Origin of the sequence: Allochromatium humboldtianum, assembly GCF_013385175.1 — a bacterium.
Classification (GTDB): domain Bacteria; phylum Pseudomonadota; class Gammaproteobacteria; order Chromatiales; family Chromatiaceae; genus Thermochromatium; species Thermochromatium humboldtianum.
Genome location: NZ_JABZEO010000008.1, coordinates 26901 through 43855, shown reverse-complemented (window position 1 = coordinate 43855; position 16955 = coordinate 26901). Strand labels below are relative to the sequence as shown.

Sequence of the window (16955 nt, the reverse complement as noted above, 5' to 3'; positions counted from 1 at the left end):
GTTGCGGCGCCTCAAAAGCTGGTTTTCCCGGAATGGTCTTGGCCTCACGCTCCTTGGACTCATTCTGGCCCTGGTATTCGCGTGGCTGACACCCACGATCTTCATATTCGTTCCACCCGGCCATATCGGCGTGTATTGGGTGCGGTTCGGCTCGGGCACGATCACGGATCGGGTTCTCAACGAGGGTGTCGCGTACAAATGGCCCTGGGACAAGATCTATCTCTATGATGCCCGCCTGCAGGTCGTGGATGGTGCGTTTGAGGTGCTGACCGCCGATGGCCTGGAGGCCATCGTCGATATCTCGACCCGCTATCGTCTCGTTCGAGAAGACATCGCGTTGTTGCACAAGAACATAGGCCCCGATTACATCAAAACCCTATTGCTTCCCGAGGTCAATTCCCATGCGCGACATGAAATCTCGAAATACACGCCTGAGGAGTTGTACTCACTGAAACGAATCGAGATCGAGCAGGCGATCGCCGAGGGTCTGAAGAATGCCATGCGCTTCGAGTACGAACCGCAGAACCGACGCGAAAGTTTCCTGCACATCGAAGATCTTCTGTTGAAACGCACTCAATTGCCGGAAAAGGTTCGGGATGCGATCCAAGACAAGCTGGTGCAGTTCTATATCATGCGGGGATACGACTTTCGCGTCGCGCGTGAGGAAAAGGAACGATTGCGCAAACGTATCGAAGCCCAGGGCATCCGGGATTTCCAGACCATCGTGAACGAAGGAATCTCGGAGCAATATCTCAAATGGAAGGGAATCAGCGCCACCCTGGCCCTGGCAACCTCGAACAATGCCAAGGTCGTGGTGATTGGCGCAGGCCAGGGCGGCCTGCCGATCATCCTGGGCAACCTCGATTCTCCACCGGCGGCAGCCGGTGGCGGCGATCAAGCCTCCACGGATCAGCTGAAAGGTCAAGCGGCTCAATTGAACCTGTCGCCGGAATTCGAGTCGGATCCATTGCTTTTATCCGAACCCGAGATCCCGAATCCATCCGAAGCGCTGTTGTTGCCTCCTCACTTCGACCACAATGACAGTGTGGATCGACCCGAATCGACGATAAAGAATCGGTAAAGTCGATAGCGATTGGCTTGACGCCTGTCCAGCGTGCTGTTCTCAACAAAGTTCGAAAGGTAACTTCAAATCATGATACCTACAGTAGTTGCGATCATCTGGATGCTGGGCAGCTTTATCGTCGGACTCTTCTGCATTCACAGAAAGCTCGGATTCTGGGGCGGCTTCTTCTTCTCCGTCCTGCTCAGTCCGATCATCATGATCCTCATCCTGATGATGACCCGGCAATCGACCGACAAGACGCTGAAGACCTGATTTCAATACGCTGGGACAGGCTCCGGACGACCATGAGTCACGGTATCGACCCCCGGAATCTCGGCGCTTCGGCATTCCGTCGGCGTTACGATCTGAGTTACGCCTATGTCGCCGGCTCCATGTACAAGGGGATCGCCTCCAAGGAGCTGGTCGTTCGTATGGGGGAAGCCGGCCTTCTGGGATTCCTCGGCACGGGCGGACTCGGACTCGATCGCATCGCCTCGGACCTCGATCACATTCGGTCCAGACTCGGCGACCGTCATACCTATGGATCGAACCTGTTGGCCAGCCCCTTCAATCCGGAGCTCGAACAGGCCATTGTCGATCTTTTCCTAGAGCACGATGTTCCATGCATCGAGGCCTCGGCGTTCACGCAGATGTCGCCCGATCTGGTGCGTTTTCGCGTCACCGGCCTGCAACGCGGTCCTGACGGCGTCGTCCATTCACCGCGCAAGGTTTTCGCCAAGGTCTCCCGGCCGGAGATCGCCGAGCAGTTTCTCAGCCCGGCACCGCCACAGGTGCTCGACAAGCTCAGGCTCCAGGGACTGATCACGCGCTACGAGGCCGAGCTGGCCGCCGAGATTCCGATGGCCGACGATCTCTGCGTCGAGGCGGATTCGGGCGGTCACACCGATCAGGGCGTCGCCTCGACGCGGCTGCCGGTGATGCTGAGGATGCGAGACGACCTGCGGCGGCGCCATGGCTACCCGGCTCAGATCTGTGTCGGTCTGGCCGGCGGACTCGGCACGCCGGAGGCCATTGCGGCGGCATTCGTGCTGGGGGCCGACTTCGTCCTCACGGGGTCGATCAATCAATGCAGCGTCGAATCCGGAGCCAGCGAGGTCGTGAAAGACCTGCTGCAGGAGGCCGAGGTTCAGGATACCGATATCGTGCCCGCTGGCGACATGTTCGAGCTCGGCGCCAAGGTCCAGGTGTTCAAGAAAGGACTGCTCTTCCCCGGACGGGCGAAGAAACTCTATGACCTGTACCGACAGTGTGCGTCCATCGACGACATCGATCCGAAAACCCGGGAGCAAATCGAGCAGCGCTGGTTCGGTCGTGGCTTTGACGAGGTTTACGACGAAACCAGGCGTTATTATCATCGAGTCATGCCCGGGGTCATCGAGCGCGCCGAAATGAACCCGAAGCAGAAGATGGCCCTGATCTTTCGCTGGTATTTCGTCCATACGAGCCGTCTGGCCTTGCAGGGCAACGAAAACCACAGGAGCGACTATCAGATTCATTGCGGCCCGGCACTCGGCGCCTTCAACACCTGGGTCAAGGGAACGCCCCTGGAGTCGTGGCGGAACCGGCACGTCGATGACATGGCCGAGAAGCTGATGGCCGGCGCGGCTCAGGTGCTCGACAGTCGCTACCAGCGATTCTTCGCCGGTCCAGGACAAGGCAATCATCCGGATACACCGAGAATCCATGAAATTCAGTCAGCAAGAGATCTTTGAGGTCGTCAAACAGAACTCGATCAAGGTGTTGATGGATGTCGACCCGAGCCTGATCACCCTGGACACGAGTCTGACCGAACTCGGCGCGAATTCCATCGACAGAGTCGAGGTCGTCATGTACTCCATGGAGCAACTCGGTATCGAGGTGCCCCGAACGGAGTTCCGCGGCGTCCGGGACATACGTACCCTGGTCGATCTGCTCCACAGTTACTGCCGATGAATCGCCCCCAGACACCTGGCCGGAATCGAGCGGTCGCCGTGACCGGGGCCGGTGTCGTCTGTAGTATCGCCGGCAGCGTCGCTGAACTCGGAACGGCGCTCAGGCAGGGACGCTGCGGAGTGACCCGTTACGATGATCCCGATACCCCCTCGATTCGGGTCGCCGCCACCCTGCGGGACTTCTCATGGCAGGCCGCCCTGGAGCCGTTCATGTGTGATTACCCCGACCTGGGGCGTCGCGCCGGACGGGTCTTGAACACGAACAATCCGTCCACCGCTCTGAGCGCCTGCGCCGCCATCCAGGCTTACGTGCAGGCCGGACTCGGGGATGGATCGGAGCGCCTGGAGGATACGGGCCTGATCGTGGCGGGAAGCAATCTGGATCAGAAGTACATGGCGGATAATTGGCATCGATTCCGGAAGACGGGGCGCTGGATCGATCCGAAATATGCGCTCAGCTTCCATGACAGCAATCAGCTCGGCAGTCTGAGTGAAATACTCGCGCTGCGCGGAGCCGGCTGTACCCTGGGCGCGGCTTCCGCCAGTGGAAACGCGGCCCTCTTCAATGCCGTTCAATGGATTCGCAGTGGATTCATGCAAAAGTGCCTCGTGGTCGGGGCTTGCAGTCGATTTTCGGCGCTGGAACTGGATGCCTTTTCATTGTTGGGCGCCGCCACCTCGGGGGAACGCCATGAAAACCCGATCCAGGCGTGCCGTCCCTTCGACATGGACCACGACGGTTTCGTTTGGGGCGAGGCCAGTGCCTGCCTGGTGCTCGAATCCCCGGACAGCGTTCGGGCGCGAAATACGAAGGTACTCGGCGAAATCCTCGGCGGCTCGCTGCTCCTCGATGCTCATCATCTGCCCGATCCCAGCGTCGAGGGCGAGGTTCGCGCGATGCGATCGGCGCTGGAGTCAGCGGACCTTCAGCCGGAACAGATCGGCTACGTCAACGCGCACGGCACCTCCTCGCCCTTGGGCGACCGCACCGAATGTCAGGCACTCAAAGCCGTGTTCGGTGAGCAGTCCGACGGACCCTGGATCAATTCCACCAAGTCCCTGGTCGGGCACTGCATGAGTGCCGCAGGCGTCCTCGAGGTGCTGTGTTCATTGATCCAAATGAATGACGGATTCCTACATCCGAACCTCAATCTCGAACGCCCCATCGATCGGGATCTGCGTTTCGCCGGAGCGGAATCCAGGGCCTTTGAAGCCGAATATGCCCTGTCGAACGGCTTCGGCTTTGGGGGCATCAACAGCACGCTTGTGATCGGAAGGGCGGGTCGGCCATGAGGGTTGGAATCGAGGCGATCAATTTCTACGGTGGCCGGACCTTCCTGGACATCCGTCGCCTGTTCGAGGCGCGCAAGCTGGATCTGAGACGGTTCGACAACCTGATGATCCATCGCAAAACGGTCGCGCTGCCCTGCGAAGATCCCGTCTCCTATGGCGTCAATGCTGCCAAACCCATCCTCGACAGGCTCAGCGAGGACGACAGGAACCGTATCGAACTCTTGATCACGGCCACCGAATCCGGAATCGACTTCGGCAAGTCGATGAGTACCTATCTGCATCACTATCTGGGACTCAGCCGGACGTGCCGACTGTTCGAGGTCAAGCACGCCTGCTATGGCGGCACGGCGGCCCTGCAGATGGCGGCCGGAATGATCGCGGCCAATACCTCACCGGGCGCCAAGGCGCTGATCGTCGCCACGGATATCGGCAGAACCTCGATCCGCGGTAACTATGTGGAACCCACTCAGGGCGCCGGCGCGGTGGCCATGCTGATCGGCGATCGACCGGAAGTGCTCGATCTCGATCTGGGCGCGACCGGCTTTCACGGCTACGAGGTCATGGATACCTGTCGCCCGACGACGGATCTCGAAACCGGTGATTCCGATCTGTCCCTGATCTCCTATCTCGAATGTCTCGAACACAGCTTCAAGGCCTATGCCGCGAAGGTCGAGGCCGTGGATTTCCTGGAAACCTTCGACTATCTCGCCTTCCATACCCCCTTTCCGGGGATGGTCAAGGGCGCGCATCGCATGTTGATGCGCAAGCTGTTCAAGGCGACTCCGGAGGTCGCGGAAGCGGATTTCGAGCGCCGCGTGCAACCCTCGCTGAGTTTCTGCTCGCAAATAGGCAACATCTACTCGGCAACGGTCTACCTCGCCCTGTGCGGCCTGATCGCCAATGTCGATCTCACGCGGCCCAAACGGGTCGGGATCTATTCCTACGGCTCGGGATGCTGCGGCGAATTCTACAGCGGCGTGATCGATTCCACCTCACAACGCAAGCTGTCCGGGTTCGATCATCGGGCCGCCCTGTCGGAGCGCCATGAACTGTCGATGTCGGAATACGACCTGCTGTTGGACATCGGAATGGATTGGCCATTCGGCACCAAGGACAGGGTCGTCGACTGCACGCCTTATCAGTCGATCTACGACGAGACGCTGGCCGGCCGTGGATTCCTCGTCCTTCGGGAGATCAGGGACTACCACCGTATCTATGGATGGAGCTGACGCGAAGGATCATGGAACCAATGTCGATCGATTCCACCAGGCGATTTCAGAACCTGACCGTCGAAACTCATGCGCGGACGATGATCCTGAGCATCGCCCGTTCGCAGCGGCAGAACAGTATCAACGCTGCCTTGATCCGGGAAATCGGCGCGGCCCTGGACGAGGCCGAGAGATCGAGTCGCTGTAGGCTGGTCGTGCTGAGAGGCGAGCCCGGCTGCTTCTGCACGGGCTTGGATTTTCGGGAAACGGCGCGACAGGCCGACATCCCCGCCGGCGATACGGTGGAGATCGACAAGTTCATGGATCTTCTCAGACGCCTGACCCTCAGCCCGAAGATCATCGTCTCCCTGGTCGACGGCAAGGTGATCGCCGGTGGTGTCGGGCTGGTCGCCGCCAGCGATCTGGTGATTTCCACGACGAGGAGCGAATTCAGTCTTTCCGAGGCGCTTTGGGGGATGCTCCCCTGCTGTGTCGTCCCCTATTTGATCCGACGCATCGGTTTTCAAAAGTGCTACTCGATGACGCTGACCACACGGCCCATCGGCGCCGAGGAGGCGTACAGATTCAACCTGGTCGATGAGCTGAACGACGACCCGGACGACGCCTTGCGCAAGCTCGCGCTTCGTCTCAACCTCCTGGAGGAAGACACCATCGTCGATCTGAAGAACTACTTTCGGAAAATGTGGATCATCACCTCCGAGATGGAGGAAACCGCTGTTCGGGAGATCACGCGACTCAGCTCGCTGCCGCGGGTGAAACGCAACATCACCGATTACGTCGAGCAGGGTTTGTTTCCATGGCACCGGAAGGATCGACCTTGAGCATCCAGCCGCCGGCCATTCGACTCGAGTGGAGAAAGAACGGCGTCGCCGTCGTCACGATGGAGGATCGCGATGCCAAAAACACTTTCTCCGATGCTTTTAGCCGCGGCCTGAGTGCGGTATTCCGCGAAATCGCCGCGAACGCTCAGGCACGGGCCGTCGTGATCCATGGCTATGACAATTATTTCTGCTGCGGCGGCACCCGAGATCAGCTGATCCGACTGGCTGAAAGTCGTCTGAATTACACCGACATCCTGGACTTCGAGCTACTGCTTCGCTGTGAGATCCCGGTCATTGCGGCCATGCAGGGTCATGCCATCGGCGGAGGACTCGTGTTCGGCGCCTATGCCGACATCATCATCCTTGCTGAAGAGTGCGTGTACAATACGAACTTCATGCACTATGGATTCACGCCCGGTATGGGAGCGACCTTCATCATCCCGCACCGGCTCGGTCAGATGCTCGGATGGGAGATGCTGCTCACGGGTCGCAACTATCGCGGCGCCGAGCTGCGTGATCGCGGCGCTCAGCTGCAGGTGACCAGGAAATCGAACGTGCTCGATTCCGCGCTCGCGCAGGCAGAGAATCTCGCGCAAAAGCCGACTCTCTCACTGCGCGAACTGAAACGCCGTTTCGTCGCTACGATCGAAGCCGACCTGGCGACTGCGATCGAATCCGAGCTCAGGATGCAGTCGCTGACCTGTCCTCTGGCGGAAGTTCGCGAGAGAATCGACGCACTCTATCCACTCTAAATCCAACAGGCGATGGCTCGACTATGAATCAAGCTGACGATGATCCCTGGAGCTTTTTTCCCCTGGTCATGTGCATCAACCTCAAGACCAGGGATGATCGTTACCAGGAAGTCGTGCATGAGCTGACCCGAGTCGGGCTCAAGCGGATCGTGCTCTTTCGGGCCGAACCCCAGACCGATCGCGACAAGGGATGTGTCGACTCTCACATGGCCTGTCTGGAATATGCCCTGGCTCAGGGAGTGCCCTATGTCCTGGTGTTCGAGGACGATGTCCTCTTCCAGGGCGACCACCTGGAGAACATGCGCCGGGTGGTCGACTTCATGCGCCGGCACGATGAATGCCCGTTCCTGCACCTCGGTGGTTTCATCTTCCGCAAGATCGAACGCCTCGATGCGCATTTCCTGCGCGGCGCCATCATGACGACTCATGCCTATGTGATTCGCGCCGATCATGCCCGAAAGCTGCTCGCCGAACGCCCGAACTACTCGGGCATGTCCGTGGACACCTTCTTCACCATCGTCAATCGCAACGAGGCCTGTGTCCACATCGATCCACTCGTCTGCATCCAGCGCGCCTCCGAATCGGATGGAACCTGGGACAGTCGCGACCTCAACAAGACCGGCTGGCTCGGCAAGGCGATGATCTATTCGGCGCTGTCCTATCGCGAACGGTTGAAATTCGATCAGCTGCCGGTGTGGGAGCGGCTCAAGATCGAGCAGGGACTCCTGTTCTTTCGCGTCTACCGGCACGTCATGCGTCTGAAGGCGGGGCCTAGGAAAAAACGGCACGACACCTCCTCGGCGAGTCTTGGGTGTGACTCGGGAGGAGAGTTCATCGAAGTCGCGCTATCGGATTGAACACCACTGGCGAGCGACGAGACATGCAGACCTTTTATATCGGACTGGCCACGACCTTTCACGACCCGGCCCTGGCCGTCGTGGGACCGGATGGCGAGGTGCTGTTCGCCGAGGCGACCGAACGTTTTCTACAGGACAAGCGCGCCTATACGACCGCCGCAGACGTGCGTGGCCTGGTCCGGCGGGTCATTCGCGATCACTGTGAACCCGACGCCGCCTATGTCATCGCCAAACCCTGGAGTTCCGGCTTCTGCAGATTGCTGGATCTCAATTACCTGTCCGGAATCACCAATCACGAAAAGCTGTCGAAACGATCGCCTGGGATGACGCGCTTTCTCGTCGACAAATCGATTCTCTTCCAATCGCTCTGGCAGCAGCACACCAGCCTCAAGCTGTCCGGAGGGAACCTGTCCAGCGTCCTCGGCGTCGACTTCGGTAACAGGAATCTGAAGTACGTCAAATTCCAGCATCATCTGGCCCATGCGGCGAACGCCTGCTTTACCAGTCCGTTCGATGAAGCCGCCTGCGTCATCTGCGACGGCCAGGGCGAAAGCGGCTCCATGACCTATCTTGAGTATCGCCACGGACGCTTGAAAACCCTGGACCAATTGAAGGGGCCTGAGAGCCTGGGAATCCTCTATGCTGTCTGCACCGATTTTTGCGGATTCAGTTCGGAGGCCGGCGAAGAATGGAAAATGATGGGTCTAGCCCCCTATGGCGAAATCGATGCCGAGATTCTCGATGCATTGAGAGCGCTGGTCAGGATCGACGGTCTGAAGTTCAAGTACCCTTCACTGGCGGGCATCGAGCAATGGGCCGCAGCCATGCAAAAGAAGGCGCGCGCCAAGGGTGCACTGGCCATCACGGCGGCGAACCTGGCCTGCACGGCACAACATTTTTACGAAGAAACGCTGACCGAGTTGCTGAGAAATTTTTATAAACTTGGAATTTCCAAGAATCTGGTTTTGGGCGGCGGCTGCGCACTGAACAGCTCGTACAACGGCAAGATTCTGGAGCAGACCGGATTCGAACGATTGCATATTCCAAGCGCTCCGGGCGACGACGGCAATGCGCTTGGATGCGCACTGCTGGCCTATCAGGCGGATCATCCAGATGCAAAACCATCGGTGACTGTACAGAGTCCCTATCTGGGCTCCGCGATTCCCCGGCAATCCATCGACAATCTGATTCGGTTCGGTCGCTTCGAGAAGGCGCGCAACCTGCCGGAAACGCTCGTCGAGGAAGCGGCACGCCTTCTGTCGGAGGGAAAACTTCTGGGGTGGGTACAGGGCCGTGCTGAATTCGGGCCTCGTGCCCTCGGGAATCGCTCGATCCTGGCCGATCCCCGCTCTCCGGACATGAAGGATCGCATCAACGACCTGGTCAAGTTCCGCGAGGAATTTCGCCCCTTTGCGCCATCGATCCTCGATGAATTCGGGCCGGAGTATTTCGAGAACTATCAGTGCTCGCCATACATGGAAAGAACGCTCAGGTTCAGGCCCGAGGTCGTCGCCAAAGTACCAGCCGTGGTCCACGTCAATGGCACCGGGCGCGTCCAATCGGTACGTCGCGAGTGGAATCCTCGTTACCATGATTTGATCGCTGCCTTCCATAAAGTGACCGGTGTTCCGATACTCCTGAATACCAGTTTCAATATCATGGGAAAACCCATCATCAATTCCCTGGAAGATGCCGTGGGGCTGTTCTTCACGACGGGCCTGGATGCGCTGGTGATCGGGGATTATCTCATCGAGAAATAGCTTCCCAACTGTTGAAGTCCAGATCGACCCTGGTTCTCTTGGGCAGCGTCAGCGACAGCGCCAGGTCACCAATCGAAAACGACACACATTTGTACTGTGCGAAGTTTCTGAACGTGGAGACGATCATTCCATCCTCTTCCGTGATCCTGTCGATCGCGTAGATGTCGAATGGCGACATCAATCCGGTTCGCAAGACCTTCGAGAGCGACTCCTTGATCGTCCACAGCACCGTCGGACGCATGTCGGCGCTCAGATGGGTTGCCGCGATTGCATCGATCTCGGCGACGGTCATGTTGGCGAGTATGACATCCTGTTTGTTCTCGGCATGAACCTCGATGTCGATCGCCATCGGATGGCCTTCATGGAACGCGACCGCCGCCGCCCAGTGTCCAGAGTGCGAGAGACTGACTTGAATATTGGTCAACGTCCTGCTCAGAACGATTGGCTGGCCAAAGACTCCCCTGTCAATCATGACCTGCCGGAAGTCGCAGTGGTCATGCAGGGCCCGTAGCGCCAACTTCGCGCACAGTCGTCCGCGCAAATAACCGCATCGCCATCGACCATAGGTGTCGGATTCGAAGATCTCGAGCTCTCGCGAGTGAAGAATGTCTTCTCGCTTCGATAGCAACTCGGTGTCTGCGCACGCCGAAAGTCCAATAGCCGCCCAGGAGACCGATTCCTCACGGATCAAGCGGAATTTTTCGATCGCGGTTCTGGGAGGCAGATCCGTCAAATCGCTCATGTTTCTAGCCGGGACCGCGTTCACGTCGGCGACTGGCTCCAATAGGTGCTTGAGAGTATCCTAACTTCATAGCGAGCGGGGCTGCCCCGCGATCCCAGCGACCGGCACATGGCCTTGATCGCACCGGCCTTGGCCCCGACAAGCGGAGTGACTGCATGGCGATTCCAAGAATTATCCATCAGATCTGGATCTCGAGCGAAATACCTCAAAAATACAAAGATCTGTCCGACTCCTTTTCGCGCATGATGCCCGATTGGGAACATCGGATCTGGGAGGATGAACCCTGTCTCGAACTGGTCCGCGACAAATTCCCAGAGTTTCTCGAGATCTTTACATCACTGGAAAGCCCGGTCGCGAAAAGCGACTTACTGCGCTACATGATCCTGTTCGAGTATGGTGGCATGTATGCCGACATGGACTGCGAATGCAAGCGTCCACTCGACTTCGTCGCGGACGACGATGAGCTGATCGTCTGCAAGGAAGTCGAGACGAAATCCGTCCGAGTGATGAACATGTACCCGACCGACATTTCACCCGTGTATTGTCAATGGACCTTTCTCGCGCGTCCAAGGCACCCCGCGCTCATGGCCGTGCTCAAGCATATCGAGCGCCATATCGATTCCGACTACGGTGATCACCCCGTCCTGAAATTCGTCAAACGCACAGGCCCCCATGCCTTCACGGCCGGCTTGACGCAGTACATGGAGCAAGGCGGAACATTGAGGGCCATGCCCCCGGCCTATTTTGGCTGCTTCGAGACGCAAAACACGGTCCGCTTCATGGCGAGCGCGCTCTTTCCGGAATTGCTGCGAACGGTTTACGTCCGTCATCATTTCGCCGGCACCTGGATGGACGAGGCGTTCAAGAAGAAAATGATGGTACGCAACCTGCTGCTGATGCCCGAGCCCATCACGAAACCGACTTCAAGACAGTCCCCATGAGCTGTTTCTTGGTTCAGGATCCGGAGCCAAGAGCACGCTCATCCCGGCCAAACCATCTCGCGGTCCGTTCGTTCAGCAACAGCCCCTCTGGATCCCACTCCGAGCGCAGCCGGGTGAAATCGGCCCAGCGCTCGTACAGCCCGGTCAGACGCTCGGGGTCGGTCGAACCGATCTTTCCCCAGTGCAATCGACTGTCGAAGCGATCGAACAGACTCGCCAGCTCCGCATACAGCGCCGGGTTCGAGGGATACTGCCAGAACTCGAACCAGCAGACATCCCGCCGGTGATTGGGACTGAGCCAGTGCTCCCCGGCCCTGGAGCAGCGCAGATGCACAGGGAAAAAGCGGGGAAAATTGCGTTTGCGCTCGAATAGATCGGAAAGCTCCCTAAGTGCGTCGACCGCCTGCCCATAGGGAACAGCGAATTCCATGTCATCGATCGGAAACGGCTCGACGGCGGACAGATCACCGAAGGTCAGGGCTTCATCGGACCGCCTGATCCCCTCGGATGGATAGAGGGTATCTATGACCCGATTGACCACCGCCCGATTCATGGATTCAGAACTGGTCGTGTTCAACACCCGCAGGAAATTCCGGAAGACGAAGGAAACCAGTTTCTTCCTGGCGACCGAGGGTGGCACGGATTCGATCGGCGGCGAAATCGGCTCATTCTGAGGAACCGGGACGCGATTCATCAGCAGCATCTTGACCTGGCGCGTCTGCGGATGATACAGAACGTCGACGAAGTCGTTCCCGCGCTGAATGGAGTCGAATTCCGTGAGCAACTGTTCGATGGAACAGACCCTGGCTTCCGATCGCAGATAGAACTCGGGAACGCACTTCAGCGTGACCGTCGAGACGATCCCCAGGAGTCCGAGCGAGACAACGACGGCATGGAAACGCCCGTCCGCCGCTCCGATGTCCAGGACGGTTCCATCGGGTCGGACGATACGGATCGCTTCCACCTGGTCCGCCAGGGTGCCGTGATGGAGTGAACCGCCGTGGGTCGCGGTGCTGATGGCGCCCGCGATGGTCTGAGCCGTATAGAAGCCATTGACCGGCAGGGCCAACCCATGTTGCCTCAAGGCGGTATTGAGTTCGGCGATGGTGATTCCCGCCTGGACGGTCACACGCGATTCCTCGACCTCGAGGACTTGTCGGTAGCGATCGAGTGAGACACAGACGCCTTCGGTGACTGGGATGGGCACGAACGAATGGAGCGCGCCGATCGCCTTGACCGGAAGATCGCGTGCCCGCGCCTCCCCGATCGCGTCGATGATCTGCGGCTCGGTCTCGGGACGCACCAGCACCCTGGGGCGAACATGATAGTGACGATCCGAGCTGGGTATCGGCCGTCTCCGGGCGGGCAGGGCGCCCGTCTCTCGGAGCACGAGCTCGGTCCGGAGCATTCCGGTCGGAAGCTGGAACCTGGGCGCATAACCCAGGGTCGTCATGGCCTTGGTCGAGGGGTAGCGACAGCGGCTCAGCGACAGTCGTCGCACCATCTCCAGGCCGCGCCCGATCTCCGCCGCCGCCGGCCAGAATCGCGATACAGGGCGAATCATGGATGAGAGTCGCTGGAGTCGGGCCTCCGAACCCAAACGCGGCGCCCGATCGACCATGGCGCCGAGCCGTTCATAGAACTCCCGGAAACCGAGGCTTTCGCCGCCGATATTGAAGATCTCGCCGGCGGCCCTGGGCTCCGCGACGGCGCGGAGAATGGCCTGCACGAGGTCTTCCACGTACACCGCGTCCATCAGTCCCTCGGGCGCGTCGAAGCCGATGAGCAGCGGCCGCCCCTTCAGGATCATGTTCAGGGGCAACAGGGTCCAGGACTGGATGTACGGACCATAGACGCAGGTCGGTCTCAGGATGACGTATTCGAGTGCGGAGCCTTCGCCGGCCTCGACGACGGCCCGCTCCGCGAGGAGCTTGGTTCGCGTATAGGCATCGAGCGACTCGCTTGAACGCAGCTCGGTGTTCTCGGGATAGGCGCCGTCGGCTCCTGGCTCACCCGCGCCATACACGGCCATGGAACTGAGATGGACGAAGCGACGACAGCCGCTGTCGATGGCGGCGGCGAGGAGATTCTTGGTTCCCTGGACGTTGGTCGCATGAAAGGCGCCAGGGTCGAAGCCCATGATCTTCGCCGCGCCATGGATGACGACATCGGCGCCGGCGACCAGGGATTTCAGCGAATCCGGATCGCGCAAATCACCAATGACGATCTCGCATCCTGCCTCGGCCCAGCGCCGGCTGTTGGCGTTCTCGGCGCGAAACAGGGCTCTGACCGCATAGTGGTCGCCCAGTAGCGCGGGCAGCAGGGATTGCGCAATGCCGCCGTTGGCGCCGGTGACGCTCACAAGCCCCTTGTTCGATCCGGCAAGATTCGACATAAACGCTCACTCCCCCGACGGGTCTGAATTCAATCGATCCAGCAGCCGCTGGAGATTGCGCCCCGCCTGGCCGAAGCGCGTGATGATCGACAGGATCTCGGAGCGCGAATCTGCGTTCAGGTTGTATTTGACAGTGGTCGCCAGACTTCCGGAAGGCCCCAGATCGAGATAGAGCCAGGGGCCGGAGCGCTCGAGCGTTCTCAGGGTCGCGCCGAAGTCTACCTGGGCGCTCATGGCCTCCAGCAACCGCTCGGGTGAATCGGTCTCGACCGGCTCGCCGTTCAGCGCCGAGAGGACGGGTATCCGGGGGCGGCTGAACGCTATCTGGTCGGCCAGCTCGCGCAAGGGTGTCCGGATCCCGGCCATGAGCGATGAGTGAAACGGATGGGCCACCGGCAGCTCGATCGTATTGATGTCACGGCTGGCCAGGAACTGTTTCAGCCGCCCGACGGCGTCCGCCGGACCCGCGACGATGAAATTGCCCGGAAAATTGTGCGCGGCGATCTCACAGCCCTCGAAGGCCGCCGGATACTGCTCGACGATCTCAGCAGCGTGCAGCACGGCCAGCATCTTCCCGGCGGGAGCACAGTAATGGATGAGCTCCGCCGTCTTCACCGCGAAGCTCATCGCGTCCTCCAGCGAGATGGCCCCCGAGATCAGCCGGGCGGTCAGCTCGCCGAGACTGTAGCCGAACAGGGCATCCGGCTCGACGTGATGCGCGAGCAGGACACGCGCCAGGGCGTACTCGATCATGAGCAGCGCCGGGTGTGAATGGAGGATCTCATCGAACGGCTCGAAGCGATCCTCGCGCGCGCGATAGACGATCTCGATCAGTGATTCGTTGAGCATCCGCTGGGCGATGCGATCCGCCGTCTCCAGCTCTCGCCTGAACGACTCGTGGCTCTCGTAGAGATCCAGGCCCATCTGATAGTACTGTGACCCCTGTCCCGAGAACATCCAGAGGGTTTTTGGCCGGCCGTTGCGCATGTCTAGTGTCCCGTTGCCCTGGCGGTTTCCATGTCGATGCGTCGATTGAGCCCCGTCAGGACCGTGCCCGGACCCAGCTCGGTGAATGTCGGCTCGGGCTCGCGCTTCAGGGTCGATACCGACTCCACCCAGCGCACCGGATGGGTGATCTGGCGCGACAGCATCGTCTTGATCGTCTGGGGGTCGTGAAAGGATCCGGTCACGTTCGAGATGACCGGGAGGCGCGGAATCCCGATCTCGACCGACTCCAGGAAGCGCTCGAACCGATTCGCCGCCTCCGCCATATAGCGCGAATGAAAGGCCGCGCTGACCGGCAACTTCTTGAACATCATTGCCCCGGCCTGCTCGAGTGGCGACTGCGCCCGATCCAGATCTGCGATGGGGCCGGAGATCACGGTTTGCAGTGGTGAGTTCAGATTCGCGATATCGATCGAGTCGAGGCCCTGCCGGTCGAGGGTTGCGCGAATCTTTTCGACATCGAGACCGATCACCGCCGCCATACCTCCGTCGCGCGCCTCGGCCATCAACTCGGCTCGTCGCTTGACGAGTCTGACCCCAGTTTCGAAACCGATGGCCGAAGCCGCAAACAGGGCGTTGTACTCACCGAGGCTATGGCCGGCAACGATATGAGGAAGCTCTCCGGTCTTGACCAGATGGTCCAGAAAGGTGAGCGCATTCACCACGAAGAGCGCCGGCTGAGTGTATAGAGTCTGATTGAGTAGGCCGCGGGGATCCTCCAGGCAGAGCTCGGTGAGCGAGTAGCCCAGCACACGATCGGCGATGGCGACCTGCTCCGGAAAGCGCGCGAAGAGATCCCGGCCCATGCCGGGCGTCTGGGATCCCTGTCCGGGGAAGAGATAGATGCGTGTCATGGATACCGGCTCCAGCCTTGAAAAGCGTCTCAGGTCCAGGATTCCGGATAGGACACGCGGACTTTCAGGCGCGTCCCGGAGTCGGCCACGATCACCCCGGTACCGGCGTAATTGACGGCGTTGAAATCCTGTGTGCAGGGGCCATGGCCGAAATCGATCGGCGGCAGTGGGAAACGGGCGACGTTCGTGACGACCAGCCCGCTCGTCGGATCGACCAGCATGGCTCGATTGGTCGCCTCCAGACCGCCGGTTCGCCGGAGTGCGTCGACGGCCGCATTATAGCGAAGCAGGGTTTTATCGTCACAGGCCGCGACCGCCGTAGTGATCTCGGCGGCGAGCGTCGCGATGGACATCGCCAGTACCTGATCGCGAGTACGCTCGATCACCGCCGGCGCCGAGGCATTGCCGAAATAGGCGTGCGACCAGTCGCCGCTGTGACGGCGGAAATTGATCGGACAGGCCAGGGTGATCTTCCCGGTGGTCTCGGGCAGAGACTGGGCGTAGTGCTTCCACACCCTGGCTGTCAGCACGCTGTTTTCGGTGAGTCGTTCCGCTTCTCCGGGCTTCGCGTCCGTCCGGGCTTCCGCGACCATGGCCGGGCCATCGAAGGATAGACAGTCCATCCGTGTGGTGGTCGTCCGGACACCCGGATGCAACAGCACCAGCAATGGAACGGCGTCGCCGGCCTGCTGTGAACGTCGGGCGGCCTGTATCAGTCGCTCACGCGAGTGATCCGGGGTGAGGAAGGATTCGCCGCGGCAAGCCGCCGCCCAGGCCGACATGAAGTAATAGAAGCTGTAGCCATCGGCGATCGCGTGCGACAGGCTGACGTTGAGGAGGCTGCCCCGGTCCAGTTGCTGCAAGCGAAATTTCGCCAGCTTCTCCCCGCGACGGGTCGGGTCGAAATCGACCTGGAACGGGCGCAGCGTCGCGGGATCCGTCTCGTCCGGCAAGGCGAGGTTCTCCGGCATGATCACTTCGGCGAAATCCGGATCGTCCAGGCACTCGCGGATCACATAGTTTCCATCCCGATCCAGGACCAGCTCGGAATTGACGGGATAGAAGGCTTCCACCGCGATCCTGAGACCGTCCATGAGGCGTGAAAAATCGAGGCGCTGCTCGAAGTAATAGAGCACCTTGATCGCGAGCCGGTCGGGGCCGACGAAGAGATAGTCGATCGGCGCCAGAGGGACGGATCTCGGTGTCCGGCGTCCTTCCGGCTCAGGTGCGACCAGCGCCGTCTCCAGCAGATGATCCGCCAGACGATCGATCGTGGGGTACTCGAAGACCA

The 16955-nt window shown here is 60.0% G+C and carries 15 protein-coding genes (1 of these 15 only partly in view); 10 read left to right on the top strand and 5 right to left on the bottom strand.

Annotated elements, in window-relative coordinates:
- Position 1: 1 nt before the first annotated feature.
- Genes HW932_RS12755 through HW932_RS12715 form a run of 9 tightly spaced genes read left to right on the top strand, consistent with a single transcriptional unit; the run spans position 2 to position 9727 of the window.
- Positions 2-1081: a prohibitin family protein gene (locus tag HW932_RS12755; RefSeq protein WP_176976876.1), complete on the top strand. Its 1080-nt coding sequence runs from the start codon at positions 2-4 to the stop codon at positions 1079-1081.
- A gap of 17 nt (positions 1082-1098) precedes the next feature.
- Positions 1099-2796 (top strand): PfaD family polyunsaturated fatty acid/polyketide biosynthesis protein, encoded by a 1698-nt coding sequence (locus HW932_RS12750; protein ID WP_176976875.1) that lies wholly within the window; start codon positions 1099-1101, stop codon positions 2794-2796.
- Complete coding sequence (locus HW932_RS12745) at positions 2768-3016, top strand: phosphopantetheine-binding protein (RefSeq protein ID WP_176976874.1); 249 nt, start codon at positions 2768-2770, stop codon at positions 3014-3016. The genes HW932_RS12750 and HW932_RS12745 overlap by 29 nt, the downstream gene beginning before the upstream one ends.
- Positions 3013-4308 carry a beta-ketoacyl synthase N-terminal-like domain-containing protein gene (locus HW932_RS12740; protein ID WP_176976873.1) on the top strand — a complete coding sequence of 432 codons (1296 nt, stop codon included), beginning with the start codon at positions 3013-3015 and terminating at the stop codon, positions 4306-4308. Before HW932_RS12745 ends, HW932_RS12740 begins: the two co-directional genes overlap by 4 nt.
- A complete protein-coding gene (locus tag HW932_RS12735) occupies positions 4305-5537 on the top strand; it encodes a hydroxymethylglutaryl-CoA synthase family protein (RefSeq protein WP_176976872.1) in 1233 nt (410 codons plus the stop codon). The genes HW932_RS12740 and HW932_RS12735 overlap by 4 nt, the downstream gene beginning before the upstream one ends.
- A gap of 20 nt (positions 5538-5557) precedes the next feature.
- Positions 5558-6358 carry an enoyl-CoA hydratase-related protein gene (locus HW932_RS12730; RefSeq protein WP_176976871.1) on the top strand — a complete coding sequence of 267 codons (801 nt, stop codon included), beginning with the start codon at positions 5558-5560 and terminating at the stop codon, positions 6356-6358.
- Positions 6355-7110, top strand: a complete 756-nt coding sequence (locus HW932_RS12725) for a polyketide synthase (RefSeq protein ID WP_222932370.1) — start codon at positions 6355-6357, stop codon at positions 7108-7110. The genes HW932_RS12730 and HW932_RS12725 overlap by 4 nt, the downstream gene beginning before the upstream one ends.
- Positions 7111-7133: 23 nt before the next feature.
- Positions 7134-7967: a glycosyltransferase family 25 protein gene (locus HW932_RS12720; protein ID WP_176976869.1), complete on the top strand. Its 834-nt coding sequence runs from the start codon at positions 7134-7136 to the stop codon at positions 7965-7967.
- A 23-nt stretch (positions 7968-7990) separates the two neighbouring features.
- Complete coding sequence (locus HW932_RS12715; RefSeq protein WP_176976868.1) at positions 7991-9727, top strand: carbamoyltransferase family protein; 1737 nt, start codon at positions 7991-7993, stop codon at positions 9725-9727.
- Here HW932_RS12715 and HW932_RS12710 read toward each other — a convergent pair.
- The gene (locus HW932_RS12710; RefSeq protein WP_176976867.1) at positions 9714-10469 is read right to left on the bottom strand and encodes a 4'-phosphopantetheinyl transferase family protein; all 756 of its coding nucleotides are present in this window, start codon (positions 10467-10469) and stop codon (positions 9714-9716) included. The two genes, HW932_RS12715 and HW932_RS12710, sit on opposite strands and share 14 nt — an antisense overlap.
- 155 nt (positions 10470-10624) lie before the next feature.
- Here HW932_RS12710 and HW932_RS12705 point away from each other — a divergent pair, with 155 nt between their 5' ends.
- A complete protein-coding gene (locus HW932_RS12705) occupies positions 10625-11410 on the top strand; it encodes a glycosyltransferase family 32 protein (protein ID WP_176976866.1) in 786 nt (261 codons plus the stop codon).
- Between the two features lie 13 nt (positions 11411-11423).
- On the opposite strand, the gene HW932_RS12700 is transcribed toward HW932_RS12705, so the two are convergent.
- The 4 genes in view from HW932_RS12700 to HW932_RS12685 are tightly spaced (at most 29 nt apart) and all read right to left on the bottom strand, a layout consistent with a single transcriptional unit that may run on beyond the window.
- Complete coding sequence (locus HW932_RS12700; protein ID WP_176976865.1) at positions 11424-13805, bottom strand: D-arabinono-1,4-lactone oxidase; 2382 nt, start codon at positions 13803-13805, stop codon at positions 11424-11426.
- A 6-nt stretch (positions 13806-13811) separates the two neighbouring features.
- Entirely contained in the window at positions 13812-14792 is a 981-nt protein-coding gene (locus tag HW932_RS12695) for an acyltransferase domain-containing protein (protein WP_176976864.1), read from the bottom strand.
- Positions 14793-14794: 2 nt separating this feature from the next.
- Positions 14795-15664 (bottom strand): ACP S-malonyltransferase, encoded by an 870-nt coding sequence (gene fabD / locus HW932_RS12690; protein WP_176976863.1) that lies wholly within the window; start codon positions 15662-15664, stop codon positions 14795-14797.
- A gap of 29 nt (positions 15665-15693) precedes the next feature.
- Positions 15694-16955: the 3' portion of an SDR family NAD(P)-dependent oxidoreductase gene (locus HW932_RS12685; protein WP_176976862.1), read on the bottom strand. The gene runs 26230 nt beyond the window's last position; the window shows 1262 of its 27492 coding nt (coding positions 26231-27492); the start codon falls outside the window, past its right edge; its stop codon occupies positions 15694-15696.